This window comes from Prolixibacteraceae bacterium, assembly GCA_019720755.1.
GTDB classification, from domain to species: Bacteria; Bacteroidota; Bacteroidia; order Bacteroidales; family Prolixibacteraceae; genus Halosquirtibacter; species Halosquirtibacter laminarini.
On record CP081303.1, the window covers coordinates 271,771 to 296,535 of the forward strand.

Sequence of the window (24,765 nt, forward strand, 5' to 3'; positions counted from 1 at the left end):
TCCTTTTAGGACTCATGAGAACGAATATCTTTGACATTTAGTTGTGTCGTGACTTTCCCTCTAAACTCATTTTCTGTTATCATATAACATATGTCAAAAGGCATGGCTTGTTTTATTATATTAAAATAATGCCCCTGTGAAAAAGCAATTCCAGAAAACACTGCTGTCGTTCTGTTTGGTTCAACAAGATCTAACTTAAGGTGTTCAAGGCTTTTTCCAACAAGTCTACTTGTGCCATGATCTAAAACATCTTCTGTAACAAAAATTGGAGCACTGTTATGAGGTCCTAGAGGTTCAAACTGCTTCAAAATTCTTACAAATTTAGGATTTATATCGGAAAGTGAAACTTTTGCATCAATTTCTATAGTTTGAACCATATCTTTTTCACTTAATGTCTCTTCGACAATGTGATTAAATCGACGTCTAAATTCTCCGACTTTATCTATTTTAAGTGTCAGGCCTGCGGCAAACATATGGCCACCATATGATTCAAGAAGATCGGAACATTTGCCAATTGCTTCATATAAATCAAATGATCCAACACTCCGTGCCGATCCAGTAGCCAAACCATTTGATTCGGTAAGAATAATGGTAGGTCGATAAAATTGTTCAGTCAAACGGGAGGCAACGATACCAACAACACCTTTGTGCCAATCTCTATTATATAAAACGGTACACTTTTGCTGTATCATCTCTTCATTGTCCACAATCATTTGATACGCTTGATTGGTAATATCTCTGTCGAGTGTTTTGCGTATCTCATTAAAAGAGTCAATTTTGCTACCTAGAAGAGATGCTTCTTCTTCGTTTTCACTTAGAAGAATGCGAACAGATTTATTCCCATGCTCTATTCTTCCAGAAGCATTAAGACGCGGACCTATTTTAAAAACAATATCATTAATTCTAAGTTCTTGACCTGAAATACCCGCATTTTGAATAATGGTCTTGAGGCCAATAGAAGGGGCACTATTCAGTTTCTGAAGTCCCCAATATGCTAATACTCTATTTTCACCAGTGATAGGGACAATATCTGCAGCAATACTGACAACCACAACGTCTAAATAGTCGTATATTACATCGAGAGGAATATGGTGACGAACACAATATGCTTGGAGGAATTTAAACCCAACTCCACAACCTGATAGTTCTTTGTAAGGGTAGGGGCAGTCTTCTTGCTTTGGATTAAGTACTGCAACTGCTTTAGGGATGACGTCGTCAGGATTATGGTGATCACAAATAATGAAATCAATACCATAAGAAGTGGCTAAATCTACTTTGTCTGCCGCTTTGATACCACAGTCCAATACAATAATAAGATCGAAGTTGTTATTTTTAGCATATTCAATTCCTTGAGTGGATACTCCGTAACCTTCTACATATCGGTCTGGAATGTAGTATTCATAATCTTTGATAAATTTACGAATGAAGCTGCACATCAATGCAACAGATGTGGTTCCATCCACGTCATAGTCTCCATAAACTAAGACTTTCTCTTGGTTTTCAATTGCTTTATGTAGCCTTCCAACCGCCTTATCCATGTCTTTCATTAAGAAGGGGTCGTGAAGATCACTTAACTTTGGACGAAAGAATTTCTTAGATTCTTCAAAGGTTGTAATACCTCTTTGAACCAGTAAGTTTGCTATAGCTATATCTACACCTAAGGCAGCAGATAAGTTTTTGACCTTATTCGGGTCACCAGGCTCTTTATTTTTCCACTCTTTTTGCATTTACATTGTCTCTTTCGTCTATACTGATATCAATAGAATTCAAAAAAGGGTATCTTCTCCGAATCAATAGTATAGGTATTCCAAAGATACGAAAAGCACCTCTTTTTGCAAGTTGATTTTATATCGAGATAAACGACTAAAGATTATAATTTTCCCGATATATTGTATTTTAGGTTATATTGTGTTGTTATTTATTTATTGTGTAATAATCTTATCCTTAGATGTATATGATTTTGTGTTGAGAGTTGATTCACTCGTTTTAAAGATGAAATAACTTAAAAAAGGTGTTTGTAGATAAAAGGTGTTAAATGTCTACATATAAGAGACTTATTAAACTTGAAAAAAAAAGAAAAAAACATCTTGCATAAAGAAAAGGATTAAAATAGATAGAAGTAAGCAAACATTTTTTTAATTTTGCCATTTTACATAGGCAGGCAGATCCTGAAAAAGAGCGATATATATTTTGAATAAAAGACTATATCAAGGGAATTCAATACCTAGGAATTTGCCGATTTAAACATCTCATCATTACAAAATGAGCAGAATAGAGCTAAGCGAACAAGAGATAATTAGAAGAAATTCTCTTCAAAAATTAAGAGATTTAGGTATCGAAGCATACCCAGCAGAAGAATTCAAGGTCAACACTACTAGCAAGGAGATCAAAGAAAACTTTGTGCCTGAAAAAAATAACTTCCAAGAGGTCGTTGTTGCTGGTCGTATCATGAGTCGTCGTATCATGGGTAAAGCTTCTTTTGCTGAACTACAAGATCATGACGGAAGAATTCAGTTGTACATCAACCGTGATGAAATCTGTCCTGAAGACGATAAAACGCTTTACAACGATGTGTTTAAGAAGCTTCTTGATATAGGCGATATTATTGGTATTAAGGGATTTGCTTTTGTAACTCAAGTTGGCGAAATTTCAATCCATGCTAAAGAGCTTGTTGTATTGAGTAAGTCATTGAAACCGCTGCCAATTGTAAAAGAGAAAGATGGTAAAACTTTTGATGCTTTTACCGATCCTGAACTACGTTACCGTCAACGCTATGTCGATTTAATTGTAAATCCACAGGTGAAAGATACTTTCGTGAAGAGAACAAAGATCATCAATACGATGAGAAATATGTTCAATGAGAATGGTTACTTGGAAGTTGAAACTCCTATCTTACAACCTATTCCTGGCGGTGCTTCAGCAAGACCATTTACCACGCATCATAATGCCTTAAATATGCCTTTGTATATGCGTATCGCTAACGAGTTGTATCTTAAGAGACTTATTGTTGGTGGCTTTGATGGGGTGTATGAGTTTGCTAAAGATTTCCGTAATGAAGGAATGGATAGAACTCACAATCCTGAATTTACTGTGATGGAGATCTATGTTGCTTACAAAGACTATAATTGGATGATGGACTTCACTGAGGAGATGATCGAGAAAGTAGCTTTGGATCTTCATGGAACGACTAAAGTTCAGGTTGGTGACAAAGAGATTGACTTTAAGCGTCCATTCAAGCGAATCTCTATGATTGATGCGATTAAAGAACATACAGGTATCGATATCTCTGGGATGAATGAAACGGAACTTATTGAAGTTTGTAAAACTTTAGAAGTAGAAGTGGATCCTAGTATGGGTAAAGGAAAGCTTATTGATGAGATTTTTGGTGAAAAATGTGAAGGAAATTATATTCAACCAACATTCATTACTGATTATCCTGTTGAAATGTCTCCATTATGTAAGAAACATCGTGAGAACCCTGAGCTTACTGAACGTTTTGAATTGATGGTAAATGGGAAAGAACTTTGTAATGCTTATTCTGAGTTGAATGATCCTATTGATCAATTAGATCGTTTTCAAGATCAATTGAAACTATCTGAGAAAGGTGATGACGAGGCTATGTTTATAGATATGGACTTTGTAAGAGCCTTGGAATACGGAATGCCTCCTACATCGGGTATGGGTATTGGTATTGACCGTTTGACAATGTTGATGACTAATTCACCTTCGATTCAAGATGTACTTTTCTTCCCCCAAATGAAACCAGAGAAGAAAGTAACTATTGATTCTGATGAAAAATTTGCTGAACTCGGTATGGTCCCTGAATGGATCGAAGTGATCAGACAGATGGGGATTCAGAAGGTGTCGCAACTTCACGAATTGAAGCCAGGAAAACTATTTAATGATCTTTGTGGTTTCAACAAAAAGAATAAACTAGGTCTGAAAAACCCATCTGCTGATGAGGTGAAGAACTGGTTCAACTAAGTTTAGATGCTAAATGGCTGAAATAGATAAAAAACAAAGAATTGCAATCATTGGAAGCGGGAGCTGGGCTACAGCTCTTGCTAAAATGCTTATGCATAATGTCGAAGGCTTTAATTGGTATTTTCGTTCAGAAGATAATATTAAACTTTTCAAAAAATATAAGCATAACCCAAAATATTTGCGCGCTGTTGAGTTTGAAACAGAAAGAATTGACTTTTATTCTGATATTAATGAGATTGCAGAAAACTCTGATATCTTAATTTTTGTTATTCCTTCGGCATTTCTTAAAGATGCAGTTAAAGACTTAACTGTGGATATATCACAAAAGTTTATTGTCTCTGCAATTAAAGGAATTGTGCCTGATGATAATACTATTGTGGGAGAATTCTTTCATGAACGATTCAATGTCCCATTCGAATCAATTGGTGTTATTGCTGGACCTTGTCATGCGGAAGAGGTTGCGAGAGAGCTTCTCTCTTACCTTACGATTGCATGTCCTGATATCAAAAAAGCGAGACAATTTGCTTTTAATTTAGAGTGTCCTTTTATCCGTACACACATTAGTGAAGATATTTATGGTACAGAATATTCTTCTGTTATAAAAAATATCATCTCTCTTGCATCGGGTATTGCTCATGGTCTACGTTATGGCGATAATTTCCAAGCTGTTCTTATTTCTAATGGAATACAAGAGATTAAACGTTTTGTGGATACTGTTCACCCAATTACTCGAGATATCAAATCAAGTGCATATTTAGGAGACCTGTTGGTTACTGGTTATTCTCAGTTCTCTAGAAATAGAACTTTTGGTATGATGATTGGTAAAGGTTATTCGACTAGATCAGCCATGTTGGAGATGCATATGGTGGCAGAAGGATATTATGCTGTCAAATGTATAAAGGAGATTAATGAGAGATATAATGTAAATATGCCTATCACTGATGCTGTTTACAATATTCTTTATGAGAACATCTCTCCTTCCATTGAGCTAAGACTTCTTACGGAGCATCTTAGATAAGAGACTTATTACAATAAACGAAATATAAGATGGAAAATATCTCGCTTGATTTTAATCGTACCCTTGGTTTTATTAGCCAAGAGTCAATTGATAGCTACAAAGCAGATGCTGAAAAATTTAACCTTGCTCTTCATGATAAGACGATGCGAGGAAATGATTTCTTAGGTTGGGTTAACCTTCCTTCAAGTATCTCTAATGAACATATCGAAGATGTTGAAGCTACAGCTGCAAAATTGTCAGCTAAAAAACTAGACATCTTAGTAGTTGTAGGTATTGGTGGTTCATACCTTGGTGCGAAAGCAGTCATCGATGCTCTTTCAAACAATTTTCAACAATTTCAGGATACTGATGCTCCTCATGTTATCTTTGCTGGTCAAAATATTAGTGAAGATTACTTAGCAGAACTAAGAGTTCTTCTTCAAGGTAAAGAGTATGGTATTGTTGTTATTTCTAAATCAGGAACTACAACTGAGCCTGCTTTGGCTTTCCGTGTACTGAAGAAAGATATCGAAGACAAGTATGGCAAAGAAGAAGCTGTAAACCGTATTATTGCAGTAACGGATGCTTCTAAAGGAGCTCTTCGTCAACTAGCTACAGAAGAGGGATATAAAACATTTGTTATACCTGATGATGTTGGAGGACGTTTTTCTGTTCTTACTCCTGTTGGTTTGATTGCAATTGCTTGTGCCGGATTTGATATCAGAGCTTTAATTAATGGGGCAAAAGATATGGAAGCACAAACATCTCCTGAAGTGAAGTTTGAAGATAATATTGCTGCTCAGTATGCAGCGGTAAGAAATGAGCTTTACAAGAAAGGAAAGAAGATTGAAATCTTAGTAAACTATAATCCAAAATTGCACTATTTTGCTGAATGGTGGAAGCAATTATATGGTGAGAGTGAAGGAAAAGAAGGCAAAGGTATTTACCCTTCTAGCGTAGATTTTTCTTCTGACTTACACTCTATGGGGCAGTATATTCAAGAAGGAGAAAGAACTCTTTTCGAAACAGTACTATCTGTTAAGAGTGTAGACAATACTGTGCTTGTTCCTAAGGATGAAGCAAATCTTGATAGCCTTAATTTCCTTGCAGGTAAACATGTGGATGAGGTTAATAAGATGGCTGAATTAGGAACTGTTTTGGCACATGTGGATGGTGGTGTACCAAACCTTCGTGTTGAAATTCCTAAAGTAGATGAGTACTATCTTGGACAAATGATATACTTCTTTGAGAAAGCTTGTGGTATTAGTGGTTACATGCTTGATGTAAATCCATTTGATCAACCAGGAGTAGAAGCTTATAAAAAGAATATGTTTGCTTTACTGGAGAAGCCAGGATATGAGCAAGCAACTGAAGAGATCAAAAAGAAACTTAAATAAGAAGTTTTTTGAACTTATAATAGGTCACATGTAACCATGTGGCCTTTTTTTTCCTCTATATGAAAAACACTAGAACGATTGGTTATATCTTGTGTGTTTTAGCAACTATCTCATTTTGTCATATCTTTATCTTCTCGAAGAAAGCAATGGAGACCTCTACGCTAGAACAATTTTGCCTTTATTGGTTTGGCTTCTCTTTTATCTTGAATGGTTTCACAATGCGATTGACCAATTCGAGAAAAAATATTAAAACAATAATTATACACAATTATAAGGTTCTGATAGTGCTAGGAGTGCTTGAGATTATCATTTCTACAATGCTCTTTAGTGCAATTCATTTCATTCCTAATGCTGCTGTTTCTGGAATGTTAGGCAATCTATTCCCAATATTTACCGCAATATTTGGTGTTACCCTTCTCAAGGAAAAATTATATAAAAAAGAATATATAGGACTTGTTGCTGCATTTGTTGGTATTTTGATCACCTCATTTCCTGACAATATGGTAATCTCCGATTTGTTGAATAAAGGGACAGTGCTAATGGTTGGGCATTGCCTAATTGCTGCTTTTGAAACGATATTGATCAAAACAAAAATCAATAAGATTCCCCCTTTAGTACTCAATACCAATCGAGCTATATTTCTTTTGATTTATGCAATATGTTCTATGTTTTATACAAATACCCCTTGGGCAATATCCATTGAAACGTTGAAGAATATTGCAATAGGTGCGTTTATCGGTCCTTTCCTCGCAATCAATCTTGTCTATTATAGCCTCAAGTATATGGATGCATCTAGAGCCACAGTTATTCAAAGCAGTAAAGGTCTAGTTCTTATTTTATGTACATATCTCTATTGGGGAGAAGTTCCTAAATTATATCAGGTACTTGGAGGTGTTACAACTCTTTTAGGATTGGTTTATATGACATGGGTTGAAGTACGTATGAAAAGACTTGAATTAAAAATAAAATAGGGGGTTCATGTAATCTAGAAGAATTGTAGAACTAATTGGTAATAAGGATGTTTTAATAAAGAAAACCTTATGAAACATTTTGTTCTTACGATTATAATTTCATGTTTAACACTTCAAGTATTTAGTCAAGCGATTAGTACGGATCGTCCTGACCTTACAGAGTCCTATTTCACGGTCCCTAGGAATGGACTTCAGATTGAAACGGGGTATACATTTGAAGAGATATCCAATAATCAAATCAAGACTCATACTTACAACTCCACCTTACTTCGCTATGGTGTTACTGACAACTTTGAGTTACGGTATAATATTGCATATCTTCATGAAATGGGGACAGGTTCTAATACAATCGATAATAAAGGTATTGGGGATATGGAAATAGGTTTTAAAATGAGTGCTTTTGAACAAGATCGATTTATCCCTGCTCTCTCTTTTCTATTCCATGTGGTATTACCCGTAGGGGATAGTAATTTTTCTCCAAGTAAATCAGAGCCTTTATTTAAACTTATTGGAGGTTGGGAGTTTGCTAAGGGGAATTCACTATCCTATAATTTAGGGGTCTTATGGCCTGATGGAACAGATGAGGTCGACTATGATGTATCCATTGCCTACTCTCATCCTATAATAAAAGACAAGTTATCCCTATATGTTGAGTATTTTGAGACATATAATGGAGATACAGATACTATAGAACGTAACTGCGATGGAGGCTTTACCTATTTAGTAAAAGATAATTTTCAGTTAGACCTCTCTGCAGGTGTCAATTTAAAAGGCTTTGGTCGAGGATATTTTATCTCAGCAGGTTTCTCATATCTTTTGGATTTAAAAAAGAGGTAGCAATGTAGGAATGTCCTTATTGGGCATTCCTATATTTAGATCTTTGTTCTTTAATATATTCCTCTCTATAGTATTTTAAGAAATATTCTTGAAATCCTCTGTTTGGTCGCAAGGCATTATTTTTTACGACTTTAAACTTCTTATTTAATAAGACAAAAGTAGGAGTTGCTACTACACGACATTTTTTCTTAAGATTTGTCGTTTTATTATGATCAATAATAAGAGTTCCATGGAAATTATTAAATAGACTATCTGTGCGATTCTCTTTTGTAGTTACGATGGATACATTCAATATCTTTCCAAGATTGTGTGCTAGATTGTTTAGCTGGTCAATCTCCTGTTTTGCATTTCCGTTTTGTAGATCAATAAAAGCCCAATATTGATATTTCGTTCTAGGAGCTTCTATTGTTGAAGCGTGTAAATTATCAATCTGAACCTCTTCTGGGGATACTTTAATGATTTTACTTATCTGTTCATGATAATTGGTCAAGATATCTTTAGCATCTTTTGAGGTATGATGATTCTCAGAATGAGTCATCATATTGATAAGTTGTAAAAGTGTCTTTTTCTTAAAACTATTACTGTAGAGTGCATCTTTTATACCTTTAAGGATATAAGGATCAATTAATTGGTTTGTGATGCCACAGGATTTAAGCGACTCTCGGATGGTGTTAATATTACCGTTATTAATGGCATTAAAAAGCTTTTTCTGATCTGTAGAAAGAGCCAACTTATATAGATCGTTATTAAGAACTGTATTAAAATATTGAATATATTGATCATGAGTATATTCGTAAGGCAGTGTTGAAAGATTCTCTTTTACAATTTGAAGACTGTTGTATCCATAAACAGAAGCTGTCAACTCTCTCTTTTTTAATTCAATAAAAGTGTGCAGATATTTATTGTTTGGATCATCTAGTGAGTCTATACTAGCAACGATCTTTTTTAAACGACTTTTACTGTGTTGATAGAAAAGTTGTTGACCATATTTTTGACATTTTGTTCGATAGACATACTCCACCTCTCCGATAGCGATATTTGAATCTTTGTGTTGTAACTTTTCAAAACCTACTTGATATGGCTGTCTTTTAAAATAGATACTATTCTTAAAGTTGTTACTTTGTTTCTTAAATAAGGGCAACTTAAGTGTGTAGTTTTGGTCTTTATCTAGATAAAATAGAAATTGATATATTCCTAGATCGATGTATGCTTTGATTGTTTCTTTGAGAGGAATCTCTGCATGAATATAACCTTTGGAGTCAAATTTTCCTTCCCAAATTACAACCTTGTTTATATTAATAGGGCTCTGTATCGTATAAATTTGAACTTGCATATTAGCATAGCTCTCATTTTGAATAGAGATTTCGGAAGCCATAAGAGGGATTCTAATGGCTATTCCGATTACTGTTAATAGAGAGTGTTTAATGATTCTTTTCCACATATGATGCTAGGTCTTGCATTGTAATGTTCGATGGAAGAAACATCGAAATATCGCCGTTATGTCTTAATATATCTCTTACGATAGTTGAGGTCACAGGAGTGTGTTCGGGAGTTGTTAGTAAGAAAACGGTCTCCAAATGATCCTCCATTTTTTTATTCACTTGAGCAATTGCTCTTTCATACTCAAAATCAGCAGCGGTTCTCAACCCTCTTAATATGTGGTTTGACTTTACTTTTCTACAGAAATCAACAGTAAGCCCTTCATGTGTCTCTACTGATACTTTAGGTGTATCGCAAAAGACTTTTTTAATCCATTCAACTTTCTTCTCAAGAGGGAAGAATGTTCTTTTATCCGAATTATATCCAATCATAATGACAATGTGATCGAACATTGGTAAGGCTCTTCGAACTATTGATTCGTGACCAATTGTAAAAGGATCAAATGATCCTGGAAAGACTGCAATATTTGACATGTTGATTATTGTTATTGTTTTACTAAGTACCTTGATGTTTTTCTATTATGTTGTTCTATCAAAAGCTCTTTATGGCTAATGTAATCTAAACTGTTTCTTGTTGGATTGCTATTTTGAATTGTTAGAAGCTCTAATCCATCGTTATATTTAACTTGATATTTCTGCATCAGTTGTTCAATAATAGCAGAAAATTTACGATCATTTTTATCTATCACAACGGAAAAATAGAGTGCAGATTGTTGAACAAGATTAGATTTTGCTTGGTGAAAAGCCAATGCTTGATAGAAGAATGCAATATCCTCTTCTGTAAGAAATGATAAACCTCTATCTGCGATAGTAATTAACACTTGATCCTTCTTAAGTATATATATAGGAGGAAGTGGTTTTACCTTCTCTTGTTTGCCGATCATTGTCCCCTCTCTAATGGTATGATGAAAATTCTTTACAAATAGAGGAATCCCGATGTCTCTTAGAGGCTTGAGCGTTTTAGGGTGAATCACTGATGCCCCAAAATAGGCTAATTCAATTGCATCCCGATAAGACAGAAACTCAATTTTTTCAGTCACGGTAAAATATCGTGGGTCTGCATTCAATACCCCATCAACATCTTTCCAAATCGTCAAAGAATCTGCTTCTAAAGACTTTGCAACGATGGCAGCAGAGTAGTCAGATCCCTCTCTACCTAATGTGGTTGTTAGGTTGGTGTAGGTCGATGCAATAAACCCCTGTGTTATATACAAAGAGACATTATTAGTTTTGAAACGGAATTTTTGACGAATATTTTGTTCACTTATCTGCCAATCCACCACCCCTTCACGATAATTTTCTGACGTTCTAAGAAGTGGACGTATATCTACCCAACTATTGTTAAGTCCAGCATGGGAGATATATTTTGAGATGAGCTTTGTTGATAACAGCTCTCCAAAACTAACAATTTGATCGTATTCAAAATCAAAATTCAGAGAGGGTGAATCTGCTATTTTTGTTTCGATTTGTTCAAAGAGCTCTTCTATTTCAATCAGACTATCTTGATTAAAAAGTTCAGATATGATATTGCTATGATATTGATAGATATAGTCAAAAGCGTCTTTTTTATCCTGACTGTTTTGTTCGAAATATGCATTTGCAAGTCTTTCAAAGGCATTCGTCATCTTACCCATCGCAGAAATAACAACCACCTTATGAGGGTACTGATCCTCTTTTAGTTGATTTGCCAAACGGATAATATTTGTTGCATCTTTAACCGAAGCACCACCAAATTTATATACTTTAATCATATTAATTAATATCAGCGTGGTCAATTATTAGGTACAAATATCGGGAATAATTTTATTTTTAATAACCTTCTTGCCGTAATCATATCCTATTTGAAATATTTCCTCTTTTTCTAAAAAGGCAAAAGTACCATAGTTTCTGAGCTCTTTGGGTTCAACAAGCCAATTGCAGTGTTTGACAGAGTCTTTTACATTGCTTCCAATGGCAAGTTGGAAACATCTTTCTGCTACAGCTTTTACACCACTTTCTATCACTCTCTCTCCATTATAATTGACATGCACTCCTAGTATCGATGCGCATGAATCTAAAAGGGACTTCGCTGGTAGATTGTCATAAAGACCTCCATCTACATAACATTGATCATTAATTATTTGAGAAGGGAATATGACAGGAATGGCACATGATGCGATTACATATGGGAGATACTCTCCGTGATGAACTACTTCTAGTGCTCCTTTGGTTATATTCGAAACAGATATAAACAGTGGCAATTCGAGCTCTTCAAAAGTTTTGGCTTTAAATATATTACTAAGACCATTCTCTTTCAGTGCCACTTTAATCAATCCATGACTTTTAATCTTTGGATGAAATAGATCTTTCACATGTTTTTTATTAAATAGATCTAACATCTCTTTGGGAGAGTATCCACTAGCATACAGTGCACCTATAAAAGCCCCCATACTCGTTCCAGAGATTGCTTTAATGGATATATTGGCCTCTTCTAAAGCTTGAATAACTCCAATATGAGCGATTCCGCGAGCTCCACCTCCGCTAAGTGCCAGCCCTATACTTTTTTTTGTCTCGTCTTTCATAATCTTTGTGATTGCGTTAAAACTTTATAGGATATAAAAAGAGTTAATTGTAGTCGATGAGTTTTCTAAACTGTTAATTTAGATACAAAAATGAATATAGGTATTGTTTGATTATTTACCTTTGTAACTTCTAAAAAAACACTTAATTCAAAACTATTTTTCTGATGAATAAAATTAGATTTTGGTTTGTTGTATGTTCTATAATATTCTACTCTAGTTGTAGTAACAAAGCTCCTCGATATGTGTTCAACACTGGAGCAGTATATGGAACACTATACCATATTGTATACGAGAGTCCAGACGGTAAAGATCTGCATAAAGAGATTAAAAAAGAGATGGCGAGTTTTGATAATTCATTATCTACTTTCAATCCCAATTCAACGATCTCGAAGGTAAATAAAAACGAGGATACTTCTTTAGATCCATTTTTCTTGAAGTGTTTCAAGAAAGCGGTGTCCGTATCTAAAGTCACTAGTGGTGCCTTTGATATGACTGTAGCTCCAATGGTCAATGCTTGGGGATTTGGTTTTAAGAATCGTGAGAATATCTCTGCAGATGTCATTGATAGTCTAAAATCGATTGTTGGTTATCAAATGGTCAAATTGCAAGATGGTAAGATAGTGAAAGATGACCCTCGAATAATGCTTGATGCCAGTGCTATTGCAAAAGGCTTTTCTGTGGATGTGGTTTCTGATTTTCTTAGACGTAAAGGTTGTAGAAATTTTATGGTTGAGATTGGTGGAGAGATAGATGCACAAGGGATTAATGAAAAGGGTAATATCTGGGTGATTGGAATAAATAAACCCAAAGAAGATATGTCACTTGATAACCAAGAGCTTCGAGCTACAGTCATGTTGAAAGATTGTGGTTTAGCCACCTCTGGTAATTATCGTAATTTCTATGTGAAAGATGGCAAGAAGTATGCACATACCATTGATCCTCGTACTGGATATCCTGTACAACACTCCCTTTTAAGTTCTAGTGTCTTAGCTCCAACTTGTATGGAGGCGGATGCTTATGCTACATCTTTTATGGTAATGGGGCTTGAAGAGGCTAAAAAGATTGTATTAAGCTCTCCTGATTTAGAGGCTTTCTTTATCTATTTTGATGGAGAGAAAAATAAAGTTTGGAGCTCATCTGGATTCAAACGTAATATTAAAGATTTAATAGATTAAGTACATGATTAAATATATCGCTTTTGATGCGGATGATACCCTTTGGGAAAACGAACCCTATTTTAGAGAAACTGAAAAAAGGTTTGTTGAAATGTTGGCACCAAATTCAGCGTATGATACAACGGAGTTAAAGGAACTTTTGTATGATTATATCGTAGAAAATGTTCCTGCATATGGCTATGGAACCCGTTCTTTGATGCTCTCTTTAGTCGGATTCTGTAATCAATATGCTACATGTAATGTTTCCGAAATGATTGAGTCAACCATCAAATTAGGACAAGAGCAACTGAGTAAACCGGTTGTGCTACTTCCAGATGTAGAAAAAACATTGAAGTCGTTATCTCAGAATTATGAATTGCTATTGATAACCAAAGGCGATCTTAAAGAACAGAATAGAAAGATTGTAGAGAGTGGTCTGACTCCTTCTTTTAAACATGTTCGTGTATTAGAAGAGAAGGATGAGGCTAGTTATCTAAATTTCTTCCAAGAGTTAGGGATTGAGATGTCTGAGGTTGTGATGGTTGGAAACTCATATAAATCCGATATTCTTCCTATTGAGGCATTAGGTGGACACGCTATTTTCATCCCTTACAAGTCTACTTGGGCTTTTGAAAGTGCCCCTAAGAAAGATTCAAAACGAATTTTCGAACGGGGAAGTATTGCTGAGGTTCCAATCCTAATATCCTCAATTCAATATGATCAAAAGAATGTGCCCCATAAATTATAATGGAGAAACACATACTTTGTCGATGACCAAATTGTTCTTATGATTGCGGAGATAAATATGTTGTAAAAAGGTGTATAGCGAGCCTAGACGGTCTTGGGTTTGTGATAAATATCTTTTTGCGAAAAATACATATCTATCTTTGCTTTCATGGTTCATCACATATGGTGGTTTAGAGAAATTACTATAGATACTACGTTCTGTATTAATAAACTGTTTCCATTTCCTTTGATCATTCATGATCAATATCTTCTCTTCTCTATTGAGATTCTTGAATAGAAGCTTATAATATTCCTTAACAAGATTACTGTATTCATTTTCTGCCTGATTAATTGCATTTAGTTCCATTGCAGAGTTTGGTGCATTGACTATTGCTTGTCGATATGTCCTATTAATTTGTGTCGTATCTTCTATGTAACACGCCTGTATATTGTTTATTGTACGTTCTATATCTTGCGTATGGTCTTGAGCTTCTACTGATTGACTCATAAATAAGAAAGAAAAAAACAAAATGAGTATAGTTTGCTTCATTTTTTTAGAATTAAGTATTTTAGATATTTTCTCTAAAAATATGAAAACAAAGATAAAACCTATTCTATTATTCTTGAAATATGTAAAACAGAATAGGTTTTATTGCTACTTGCAAGAAAAAAATGATTTGATGATATCATTTACCATTTTGGGATTTTCTTTTAGTCTACGTGTGGAATAAGCAAACCAATTCTTACCATAAGGTATATATACTCTATTCTTTATATTTTTCTTTATAATAGATAGCTTAAGATTTTCTTTTACTCCACAAAGACATTGAAACTCGTAACTCTTTGTCGGTATATTATTTTCCTTAATCCACTGAAGAATCATGTCCACAAGCCAGCTATCATGGGTCGCAATACCTACATAGCAACCACCTTTTAACATGGATTTTAAGATTCTAAGATAGCTTTCGCGTACTTCTTGCTTGTCTTGATATGCATGCTCTGGAGTTTCAACATAGATTCCTTTACACAACCTAAAGTTTAGATGATATTCAGGATATTTTTCCATTAGCTGAAGAATATCTTTGTGGGACCTATAGAGGTAAGCTTGAATGACAAGCCCTACATTTTTAGGATATTTTTGGAGAAAGTGTTCATACAATTCAATCTCGATAGAGGTATAACTAGAGTCCTCCATATCAATGCGGACGAATCCACTTTCATGTTGCGATATATGAGAAAGTATCTGTTCGTAATACTGATAACATCTCTCTTTATCTAGTTTTAATCCGAACATAGATGGCTTAATAGATATATTCACATCTATATTTTTATCTGCAAGTTTGGGGATTAATTCCATATACTGATCAAAGAAGTAGGCTGCTTCTTCGATATTTTGAATCTCTTCTCCTAGAATATCCACTGTTATATTAGCCCCCTTCTCATTTTCAATTTTTGCTTTACTGAGTAGGCTCTCTTGATCTTTTCCTGCAATATATTTTTTCGAAAACCGCCATACAAACGACTCTGGAAGCTTCGGTAACAACTTTGCAATTGTAGTTTGAAACATATTAAATACGTTTAAGGTTAATACTTAGACATTATTTGCCTTTTTAAATATACATAATGTCCAATTTTAAACATATGACCTTGATCATGTGATGATTTGTAGGTATAAGTGGTAGTCTTGTGATAATATATAAGGGCTCTATTGTTTTTCTTGTGATAGACAATTTTTAATATCTAACTAAATATGGATCTTATTAAAGGCTCTCTTCTCCTTCGATCACTTTTTATTGAATGTTATATTCGTTAAAATGTATTGTTACTATTTTCTCTCCAATATTTGTTGTCTTGCCTTTAATTCTTATGCTTTTTATGCACGACTGCACTACAAAATCTTATATTTGTAGTTAAAGAATAATAGATAGAAATAGGAATACCATTTATTTTAACTTAGTTATGAATAATAAAACACGAAACTCTCTGTTGATTGCTCTTAGTCTTATATTGACTCTCTCTTTCAATGCATGTAACCCACCAGCCAAAGAAACTACTGTATCTCAAAAAACAGTAAATAATGGTAGAATTGCTTTTGTAAAAATGGATTCATTGGTAATGAACTACTATTTAGCAAAGCAAATGAATGAAGAGCTAAAATTAACCCAAGAAGGATATAATAAAGAGTTTGCAACGAAGAAGACAAAGTTTGCTCAAGATGCTCAATCATTCCAGTCTAAGCTACAACGTGGAGGTTTCTTGACCGAAGCTAATGCAAGAAAAGAACGCGATCGCATTGTTGCAATGGAGAGTGAAGTGAAAAAAATGGATTATGAGCTTTCAAATAAACTTTCTAAGATACAAGGCGATAATAATAAACGTATTTTGGATAGCTTGAATGCTGTTCTCGATCGTTTTCAAGCAGAACATCACTATAAGTATATTCTAGATGGTGCTGCGGTTCTACGCTCTGAAGGTGCAGAAAATATTACCGATGATATTTTAGCTATTCTGAATGCAGGACAGAAGTAATATTGCATTTTAATAATCGAAGATATTTTAAAGCAAAGGACTACTGTCTTTTGCTTTTTTATTTAATTAAAATATGGGATTTGCAGATAAATATCTAAAGAAGACAAATAATGAGACTCAAACATTATTTTGTGTAGACGATCTCCCTGAGACTTCTTTAATAACCATCATTCCTGCTTTTGACGAACCTGAGATTCTAACGTGCTTGAAAAGCTTGGCTGAATGTATTGACCCTGGTAATGACGTTCTCGTGTTGGTGCTATTCAATGCTGGAGAGTATGCTACAGAAAAGTCAATAGAACAAAATAGAATCGGACATGATGAGGTTGTTTGTTTTTCCAAGTCTGATAACTGCCCAAAGTGGTTAACTATCAGGTCAGGGATCGTCGAGAATATTCGAAAAAAGAAAGCAGGTGTGGGGTATGCTCGGAAGACTTTAATGGATACTGCTGTGTGGCTCGCTAATAAATGGGAGCACCCGAACCTATTGATCTCCTCTCTAGATGCCGACTGTTTGGTCTCTTTGAACTATTTTATCGAACTAAATAGGTTTGCAAAAAGAGATAATAAGGCATTTTATACTCACTATTTTGAGCATAGCATCGATTCAGATGTTACCTTGGATGGTCAGATTGTAGATTATGAACTACATCTACGTTATTATTCTGAGGCATTGCGTTCTGTAGGTTTTCCATTCGCTTTTCATACTGTAGGTTCTGCGTTTTCTGTGAGAGCTTTTGCCTATGTGAAACAAGGAGGAATGAACGATAGAAAGGCTGGAGAGGATTTCTATTTTCTTCATAAACTTACTCCATTAGAGTCTTGTGGTAAAATCGATTCGATCGTTGTGTATCCTGGTGTTCGTCTCTCTGATAGAGTCCCTTTTGGAACTGGACCAATGTTAAAAAAAGGGGTAGACGGAGACGAGGACTTATCTCTAAGTTACCCTTACTGCTCTTTTGATATTATAAAAGAACTCTTTGATCAAATCGATATCTTTTATATAGAGCATTCCATGAAGACCGTAATTACATCGCCTGTTTTAATCGATTTTATGTGTTCAAGAGGTGATTTTGATAAACTTGCTGAATTAAAAAAGAATTGTAGCTCTTTAGTGGTCTTTCGTAAGCGCTTTTTTCATCTTTTTGATGCGTTTTGGATCTTGAAATGTTTAAACTTTCAACAATCTAATGGGAATATCAAATCGAGTACAATGAATGAGTTATCTAAGATGGGCTTAATCCCTTACAAATCTTCTACATTAGAAGCACTCCAAATACTGAGAGATAGAGAGAAACTACAAAATAAATAGTTACTTTTGCCCAAAATTTATAATTATGTTTGTTTTAAAAGTCGTACTAATCTCGATCGTTTTGGTTGCAATTTGTGTTGCTGGTTTGGCAACTCAGATTTTATTAAAGAAAAATGGACAATTCCCTCATACCCACGTTGGTGGTAACAGGGAGATGAAAAAACGAGGTTTGATTTGTGCAAAAAGCTATGATGCTTTAGAGCAGAAAAGGGCTTACAGTAAGGTTAATTTTAAGTCATTAAAGATTGCAAAGTAATTTTTAACGATTAAAAGTATAATAAGAGATGACTTTGTCTTATTTTAGTAGCATGAATACTAAATTATAATTTGATATGGCTACTCTTAAGATGTTTTTAATCGTACTATTCTTTATGGCTGTAGTTTTTGGCTTGCTCTCTGCAAAGTTCTTTCGCGAAAATGCCGTTCGTAAAAGTGCATGTTCGATGGGAGAGGGGAGCTGTGGAAATTGCTCGTCTAAATAAGAAATAAGAGCCTCTTGTGTATCAAGAGGCTCTTTTCATTATTATTTATATGTCTGGGATATATACGATAGATCCATCGTTCATTTGATATGCTGATCCCACGCGTTTTCCTTTATTCGCTTCGTCATTTCCTTGGGATGAACCTTTATACCGTTCTATATTTTCCCCTTTTCTTGTAATGATTTCCATATTGTCTTTCCCTGGATTCTTAACCATTGTAAAGTCTTCTTTTGAGAAAACTTCAGTCATATTATATCTCCCTACAAGAGCTACCATCAATGCCAAAGCGAATACCATCGCTACATCAAAAAGATTTGAAACTGTTGCCATGGGATCGAAATCATCATTTTCGTTAAATCGTTGTCTTCTTCTCATGGTTGTGACTGTTTGAGTAGTTCTATAACAAATTCAAGATAGCTGATGTCGGATGCATACCAACGTTTTTTTATTTGCATAATGATAAATCCTAATGCCCCAGTTAATAGTCCTATTACAGTGGTTGCAAATGCAATTTGCATGTTTAATGCCATAGACTCGATGTCTCCTGCAGCCAAACCAACAAGGGCTGGTCCCATGGGGATAAGAGTTCCCATGAGCCCTAGTATAGGACCTATTTTTGCAATAATCTGACTTTTTGATAGATCTTTCTGACATTCATTTTCAAAATCATCTAGTACTTTGTTATAGTATAGGGGCATGGGTTCGACCAATGTTAGTTTTTGAATATATATAGGCAACAAAAGTTTTGAGTTTTTGTCAATCGAAGATATTTCTTGTCGTATGTTGTCTTTATTAAAAAGAGAAATCTCTTTATGGTGAGATTTGTAAAACTTCATTTTATTGATATAGGTTCCATAGAATGCTCCAATCATAAATATTGATCGGATAAAGAAGATCAATAATAGTATGGTTACCGGTATAAGGAGTCCTGTTGAGATCCAATAGAGAAGGTTTGTTATTTCATTCATCATTGTATTTTTTTATTAGTTTTTTCATATTTATTTGATGCATATATTTTCCAATGATAATTCCCACTCCTGTTAATATCAATACAGACATAAATGGGGCGATTTCCAATGATTTATCTGCCTGTTTGATAGGGAGTGCATATAGTTGTATAGATAGGATGACACTTAAAATCCCTTGCAGAAGATGAAGTGTCATCTTGGTCTCTAGCATAATCTCATCTGTTCTAGATATCTTTTTAAGTATGATTCCAATAGCCCATATGCTTAGAGGAATTATCCCCATCAATATATACGCAAAGGTGTCAAAATCATATCCTGGAAATTGAAGATATGATAGTGTGACAAGGACAAATAGAGATGGGATTATCATCATATTTGGTATATACTTTACATTTCGATACCATGGTTTCCCCTTTGAGGTCATCTGGTATCTAAAGAACATCATGCCCCATACACAGAACAGAATAGTTTCTCCCATCTGAATAGAAAGTAATAGAGATGTGAGATTATTATTATTTAGCATTGCCTCCAAAGACAGATAGCTTTGTTGAATGCATTTCGAATATAATAACCATATTAGTATTGCAGGTATGCATAAATAGATACATTGATGTCTTCTATTTTTCAATGCACTTATCTGAATAGCATAGACAAGTAATGATATTGAGAATAGCAAAATAAATAGTAGTTGCATAGTTAAAAAGTTTAAGGATCATCTTTATGATTGTCTTCTTCTGAATGCCAATATTGAGAGAATAAGTAGAATAGTTGCAATTGCTATGACAATCCTTTTCAATGGTATGGAGTGAGAAACTTTTGACTTTTTATATTCACGTTGTTGGTGCTGTTTCTCTTTTTTAAGAACAATATTTTGTCTCCTATTTTCTTGTGATAACTTGCGTATTCTCTCTATGTTTTGACTGTATTGAGATGCATCCTTTTTTGAAAGGTTTTTTTGTATAAAAGTCTTCAATTTTGGATTATTACAAACAAACTCGCTGCAAGCAGCTTTATGTGATTTAACAAGCTCTGCATGTAGTTTTGTCATTGTCTCAATTTGCTTCACAGATGCATTCCACATTCCTTTTCTTACTGTCTCTAACATAACTGCAGTAATCTCTTGGAGTGCATAAGGATTCTCTTTTTCGAAGAACTGGTGTATTCCAAGGTGTTTTTTATCTTGAACATATACATCGTAAAGTTCGTCCCATAAGTGTTTGTCAATAACCGAGGGTTTCATCACATTCCATCCATATGTATTTCTGAATGTTTCAGCAAAGTTCTCTGCTGAAGAAGCTCCTCCTTTCATATAGGATTGGATATATTTTGGGTTGAGAAGTGTCGTTCTACTCTCCACCCATATCGCTTCTTTTAGATTTTGAATACGAGGATTTGAGGTGTTACGAAAGTCATTGAAATAAGCTTCAGGTTCTTTCCCCGTAACTTCTTTGACTGCTAGATTGATTCCTCCCATAAACTCATAAACGTGGTCTAGACTTAGTGCTCCCCATGTGTTACTTTGGCGAGGTTGGATCACCACATCTGTGTTCTGTAGCGCAGAACGAAATGCTTCTTTTTTAAATGCACCCCACTCTTCTTGGTTTCCATAACTTGCCCCCATATTATTGATATATGTGTTTGCGATCTGTTTTCTATCGTTCCATTGATCTCCTCTCTCTACCATATCCATAATACCTGTTGTATAGTTTCCGTTGACACCTCCAAAGATTCGTTGTTGGGCTATGGCTTTAGCTTCAACAGGAGAAAGACCTTGCTTTACGAGCTCATCTTCTGCTTTTTTGACTCCTTGACTTACAAAGTTGTTTTCTGAAGGAGGAAGAGAGGCAATCAAATGGATGGCTTTTTGAATCAAGAATAGTCTAGATGCTGCAAGATCTCTTAATTGTCCAGATGTTTGTATAACGACATCTATGTGTGGTCTTTGTAGTCTCTCTATTGGAATTATTTCGATTGAGGAAACTCTTCCAAATGGATCCCAAATAGGTTCAACCCCTAAAATGTAAAGGATCTGGGCAATGGTTGCACCTTCTGTTTCAATGAAACTAGACGACCAAAGGGTAAAACTGACCTTTTTAGGATATTGATTCTCATGACTATTCTGATACTTTATCAACATTTGTGAGGCAAGTTTTTTACCAATCTCCCATGCCTCTTTTGATGGAGCATATTCTGCGCTAATAGAGTACATATTCCTTCCTGTAGGGATCGTTTGGGGATTTGTAACAGGATCTCCTCCTGGAGAGGGAGGGGTATAGCCTCCATTGAGTGTGTTGAGGATTGCTTTCATTTCATACTCAGGGCTTTCTTTTAACTGTTTTCTTTTCTTGACAATGCTAAAAAGCGTTTTCTCTACTTCGTGTACTGCGTTGTAGAATTGTTGTTCTTTATTCGATCTTTTCTGTAACTCTTTTTTTGTAAATGATATGCGAGAGTCTAAGTTGTCTTTCAAAAAGGAGGTTATCTCCTTAGTAGAGGATTGTTTATTCTTATCTAATAGTTGAGAGAGCTCTTTTTTATGGGATCTACATATTAATAGATCATGATAAGCTGAGTCTAAAATTGTTAAAGAAGAAGATGAAATAACTTTTTGATCCCATTTTAACAAGTAAGAGAATGTGCCATTTTCAATTTTATGTAGAAGTGCTTCTGAATGTTTTATATGTTCTTTTTTAACCTCTTCTAATAAGCCATTATCTTTGGTGTATTTCAACACTAAAGTATACCATTGTTCTTGCTGCATCCATTGTAGCAGTTTACGAACAGAAGAGTTATTAGCAACTTCGACAGCTTTTTTCATTTCAGGGATAAACTTTGACATTTGTCGAATCATTGCACTCTTTTTGGGGTCAATCAATTTTAAGGCTCTTTCAAACTCTTTTTGTGACTCCATCTTTAGTATGAAATCTCTTTTTGCTGGTTCAGACATTATTTCTAATACAAACTTTCGAATCTTTAAGCTGTCTGAAAGTGAAGTGTCTTTTTTAGAGTTATTATCATGAACACTGTCCATAACAAGTCTACTCTTTTCCTCTGATCTCAGCTTCCATGCATTTGCTCTTTCAATATCGTCTGTATTAACCAGTGATTTGAAAACATCTAAAGGGGTGAAGTGATTAAGTACCTGCTTCATTGCTTTATTTGCTGTCGATACATATTGTTTATAATAATTACGTTTCGATCTAGTTGAGGTTTTACTTATTTTACGTTTTTCAATGTCTATATTCATCAATGCATTGGATAAAGCATCTTGGTACATCAAAAGAATCGTTTGATTAACTTCTTTATCAGTGTAAGGAACTCCCATGGTATAAAGTCCTTGGGTTATTTTTTCATGATCTATCTCTTCAAAATAGTTATCTATCCTCATCATCTCTTCTGATGAATATGGAGAAGTGATCAAACTATCCAACCCAAGTTCATTGTGAATACCTCGTGCGACCATTAGCTTCTTTACAGACAAAGCATAACTACTTTTAAGAGCTCCTGTGGCTTGGGTGTATTTGTGTAGTTTTTGCCTTATCTCTTCTTCTTCTTTGGCAGCTTTTGCCTCTGAAAAAGGTGGCGTTAAGTAGGTCTGAAGTACACCATAACTTCGTCTTTTTGCGATAACTCCTTCTCCAACATTACTAATTGTATAGATATAGATATGAGGGGTGGTTCCGATTAGTGGATCGGTCCAATCATAAGAAGAAAGGGCGATTTGCTTACCTGGCGTGAATTCTAGACTCCCATGTGTTCCAAAGTGACATATTGCATCTGCTTTAAACCCTTTTTGAATCCAAAGGTATGGGGCAATATACGCATGTGGAGGGGGTGTTTTTGCACCATGTATCAATTGAAACTGTTTTTTTCCTAATCCAGGAAGAGGCTGTGGTAGTAACACAACATTCCCAAATTGAACCCTTGAGATAGCCAAGTACTCTTTGCCATTTTTTAAAACGGACATATAGCTGCCTGGAGCTTTCCCATATTTATCTACCACTTCTTGGTATAGTGTTTGGGGAAAGGTTTGTCGACACCATTGCTCGTATGTTTTAGAAGATATTAGTTCAGGATCCCCGTTCTTTAAGTATTTTGAGAATGCTCCTTTTGCATAGGGTCCAAGGATGGGACCTTTGGTAAGAACTTCTTTTTCAAATTCTTTATAATCAGATGGAAGTTGTCCTAAGTTATATCCTTCTTTTTTTAAACGACATAGAAGATTAAATATAGAAGGAAGGACTTCCATATTGGATGCAACAAGTGCATTTTTTCCTGGCCCCTTAAAATAAACTATAGCTAGTTTCTTATCGCTTTTTTTTTTATTTCGAAGTTGAAGATAATTGTGGACGATTTGACCAAATTTCTTTAAACGTCCAGGAATTTCATCAAAAATCAAGTAACCATGATTGTCCTTAAATTGTGCAAATACCGCATATGGAACGATACCACCATCAAACTCGGGCATGGTTACAGATTGACTTAAAAGCCCTCCAAACATGCCTTGTTTGTCTTTTAACCATTTTTCGTATGTAGTAAATACTGTGATTGGGCATAACACTGGGACATTTTGTTTTTTAAGATAGGCCAAAATATCTGAGGAAGATCCTCCACCCATAGACAGTCTACCGTGGGGTAGATAGATAATTAGATCGGGATCTATCTGTTTCATATAATCTAATCGACCTGAGAATCCGGAAATTGGATATACATTTACATGATTACTAGAAAGCAGATCTACTATATCATCAATATGATCTCTGTTCGCATTGAAAGGACCAGGAACACTCGTGAAAAGTATAATCTTTTTTTGGCCTTTTTTATGGATGTGATTTTTAATACAGTACTTCTCAAAGTCAGAAACTTTCTCGAATGCAACCTTGGGATCTTTATGAAATAAAACATTAGAGGCTATCTTCTTAGGAGGGATAATTGAGTCTACAAAAAGCCATTTACAATCAATCTTTTTCCTTATATAATTGGTCATTTGTCGATAGTTCTTATTTCCTCCAAAAGATAGGTAGTCCGTAATTTTATCAAAAGGGTCTCCTTTAATGTTTGTGAGTTTTAGTGAGGGATTCGTAGAAGATTGTAAAAACACTTTACTCCCTTTTGTGGAAGCCATATTTATTTGATTCACATCTTCTTGAGAAAGACGTATTCCCATTCCAAAAATGAGTAACATGTCATATTGATCAAGGTTATTTAGAGATGCTTTATCTATGGAGGTTATCGTAACAAATGTATTATCATTTGATTTAGCGATCTTAGTATATAAGAAGTTGGGGTAATTAATCAAACCAATCTTTGTTCTGCTTACTTTTGTAATATAAAAGGTAAGTAGTGCCGAGACTAGGATAATGGAACCTGCTATTTTGAGTATTCTTTTTTTCATCTTGATTGAAATT

Annotated in this window: 22 protein-coding genes; 11 read left to right on the forward strand and 11 right to left on the reverse strand. The window is 34.7% G+C overall.

Annotation, left to right across the window (positions count from 1 at the left end; genetic code table 11):
• Positions 1-5 precede the first annotated feature (5 nt).
• Positions 6-1,727 (reverse strand): single-stranded-DNA-specific exonuclease RecJ, encoded by a 1,722-nt coding sequence (gene recJ / locus K4L44_01160; GenBank protein ID QZE14509.1) that lies wholly within the window; start codon positions 1,725-1,727, stop codon positions 6-8.
• A gap of 535 nt (positions 1,728-2,262) precedes the next feature.
• Between recJ and lysS the strand changes: the two genes are divergently transcribed.
• From lysS to K4L44_01185, 5 genes are all read left to right on the forward strand, one after another.
• Positions 2,263-3,984 carry a lysine--tRNA ligase gene (lysS, locus tag K4L44_01165; GenBank protein QZE14510.1) on the forward strand — a complete coding sequence of 574 codons (1,722 nt, stop codon included), beginning with the start codon at positions 2,263-2,265 and terminating at the stop codon, positions 3,982-3,984.
• Between the two features lie 22 nt (positions 3,985-4,006).
• On the forward strand, positions 4,007-5,002 hold the full coding sequence (locus K4L44_01170; protein ID QZE15929.1) for an NAD(P)H-dependent glycerol-3-phosphate dehydrogenase: 996 nt from the start codon (positions 4,007-4,009) through the stop codon (positions 5,000-5,002).
• Between the two features lie 29 nt (positions 5,003-5,031).
• On the forward strand, positions 5,032-6,378 hold the full coding sequence (locus K4L44_01175) for a glucose-6-phosphate isomerase (protein ID QZE14511.1): 1,347 nt from the start codon (positions 5,032-5,034) through the stop codon (positions 6,376-6,378).
• A gap of 59 nt (positions 6,379-6,437) precedes the next feature.
• A complete protein-coding gene (locus tag K4L44_01180; GenBank protein ID QZE14512.1) occupies positions 6,438-7,349 on the forward strand; it encodes a DMT family transporter in 912 nt (303 codons plus the stop codon).
• Between the two features lie 69 nt (positions 7,350-7,418).
• Positions 7,419-8,186, forward strand: coding sequence for a transporter (locus K4L44_01185; GenBank protein ID QZE14513.1), 768 nt, complete (start codon positions 7,419-7,421; stop codon positions 8,184-8,186).
• Between the two features lie 16 nt (positions 8,187-8,202).
• On the opposite strand, the gene K4L44_01190 is transcribed toward K4L44_01185, so the two are convergent.
• Genes K4L44_01190 through K4L44_01205 form a run of 4 tightly spaced genes read right to left on the reverse strand, consistent with a single transcriptional unit; the run spans position 8,203 to position 12,186 of the window.
• Positions 8,203-9,627: a hypothetical protein gene (locus K4L44_01190; protein QZE14514.1), complete on the reverse strand. Its 1,425-nt coding sequence runs from the start codon at positions 9,625-9,627 to the stop codon at positions 8,203-8,205.
• Positions 9,608-10,099 (reverse strand): pantetheine-phosphate adenylyltransferase, encoded by a 492-nt coding sequence (coaD, locus tag K4L44_01195; GenBank protein ID QZE14515.1) that lies wholly within the window; start codon positions 10,097-10,099, stop codon positions 9,608-9,610. Before coaD ends, K4L44_01190 begins: the two co-directional genes overlap by 20 nt.
• Before the next feature lie 11 nt (positions 10,100-10,110).
• The gene (locus K4L44_01200) at positions 10,111-11,376 is read right to left on the reverse strand and encodes an aspartate kinase (GenBank protein ID QZE14516.1); all 1,266 of its coding nucleotides are present in this window, start codon (positions 11,374-11,376) and stop codon (positions 10,111-10,113) included.
• A 27-nt stretch (positions 11,377-11,403) separates the two neighbouring features.
• Positions 11,404-12,186, reverse strand: coding sequence for a patatin-like phospholipase family protein (locus K4L44_01205; protein QZE14517.1), 783 nt, complete (start codon positions 12,184-12,186; stop codon positions 11,404-11,406).
• A gap of 164 nt (positions 12,187-12,350) precedes the next feature.
• Here K4L44_01205 and K4L44_01210 point away from each other — a divergent pair, with 164 nt between their 5' ends.
• Entirely contained in the window at positions 12,351-13,361 is a 1,011-nt protein-coding gene (locus K4L44_01210) for an FAD:protein FMN transferase (protein QZE14518.1), read from the forward strand.
• 4 nt (positions 13,362-13,365) lie between these two features.
• Positions 13,366-14,088 carry an HAD family hydrolase gene (locus K4L44_01215; protein QZE14519.1) on the forward strand — a complete coding sequence of 241 codons (723 nt, stop codon included), beginning with the start codon at positions 13,366-13,368 and terminating at the stop codon, positions 14,086-14,088.
• Here the strand turns inward: K4L44_01215 and K4L44_01220 are convergent.
• Both K4L44_01220 and K4L44_01225 read right to left on the reverse strand, forming a co-directional pair.
• Positions 14,083-14,574 (reverse strand): hypothetical protein, encoded by a 492-nt coding sequence (locus K4L44_01220; protein QZE14520.1) that lies wholly within the window; start codon positions 14,572-14,574, stop codon positions 14,083-14,085. The genes K4L44_01215 and K4L44_01220 overlap by 6 nt on opposite strands.
• 147 nt (positions 14,575-14,721) lie before the next feature.
• Complete coding sequence (locus K4L44_01225) at positions 14,722-15,633, reverse strand: proline dehydrogenase family protein (GenBank protein QZE14521.1); 912 nt, start codon at positions 15,631-15,633, stop codon at positions 14,722-14,724.
• 392 nt (positions 15,634-16,025) lie between these two features.
• Between K4L44_01225 and K4L44_01230 the strand changes: the two genes are divergently transcribed.
• The 4 genes from K4L44_01230 (at position 16,026) to K4L44_01245 (ending at position 18,389) form a co-directional block, all read left to right on the forward strand.
• Entirely contained in the window at positions 16,026-16,595 is a 570-nt protein-coding gene (locus K4L44_01230) for an OmpH family outer membrane protein (protein QZE14522.1), read from the forward strand.
• Between the two features lie 73 nt (positions 16,596-16,668).
• Positions 16,669-17,907, forward strand: coding sequence for a hypothetical protein (locus tag K4L44_01235; GenBank protein QZE14523.1), 1,239 nt, complete (start codon positions 16,669-16,671; stop codon positions 17,905-17,907).
• Positions 17,908-17,932: 25 nt separating this feature from the next.
• Entirely contained in the window at positions 17,933-18,163 is a 231-nt protein-coding gene (locus K4L44_01240; GenBank protein ID QZE14524.1) for a hypothetical protein, read from the forward strand.
• Between the two features lie 76 nt (positions 18,164-18,239).
• Complete coding sequence (locus K4L44_01245; protein ID QZE14525.1) at positions 18,240-18,389, forward strand: hypothetical protein; 150 nt, start codon at positions 18,240-18,242, stop codon at positions 18,387-18,389.
• A 45-nt stretch (positions 18,390-18,434) separates the two neighbouring features.
• On the opposite strand, the gene K4L44_01250 is transcribed toward K4L44_01245, so the two are convergent.
• From K4L44_01250 to K4L44_01265, 4 genes are read right to left on the reverse strand one after another with little or no spacing between them, the layout of a single operon-like run.
• Positions 18,435-18,764: a DUF2149 domain-containing protein gene (locus tag K4L44_01250; protein QZE14526.1), complete on the reverse strand. Its 330-nt coding sequence runs from the start codon at positions 18,762-18,764 to the stop codon at positions 18,435-18,437.
• Positions 18,761-19,360: a MotA/TolQ/ExbB proton channel family protein gene (locus K4L44_01255; protein QZE14527.1), complete on the reverse strand. Its 600-nt coding sequence runs from the start codon at positions 19,358-19,360 to the stop codon at positions 18,761-18,763. Before K4L44_01255 ends, K4L44_01250 begins: the two co-directional genes overlap by 4 nt.
• The gene (locus K4L44_01260) at positions 19,350-20,051 is read right to left on the reverse strand and encodes a hypothetical protein (GenBank protein ID QZE14528.1); all 702 of its coding nucleotides are present in this window, start codon (positions 20,049-20,051) and stop codon (positions 19,350-19,352) included. Before K4L44_01260 ends, K4L44_01255 begins: the two co-directional genes overlap by 11 nt.
• A 24-nt stretch (positions 20,052-20,075) precedes the next feature.
• Complete coding sequence (locus K4L44_01265) at positions 20,076-24,752, reverse strand: cobaltochelatase subunit CobN (GenBank protein ID QZE14529.1); 4,677 nt, start codon at positions 24,750-24,752, stop codon at positions 20,076-20,078.
• Positions 24,753-24,765: the final 13 nt, after the last annotated feature.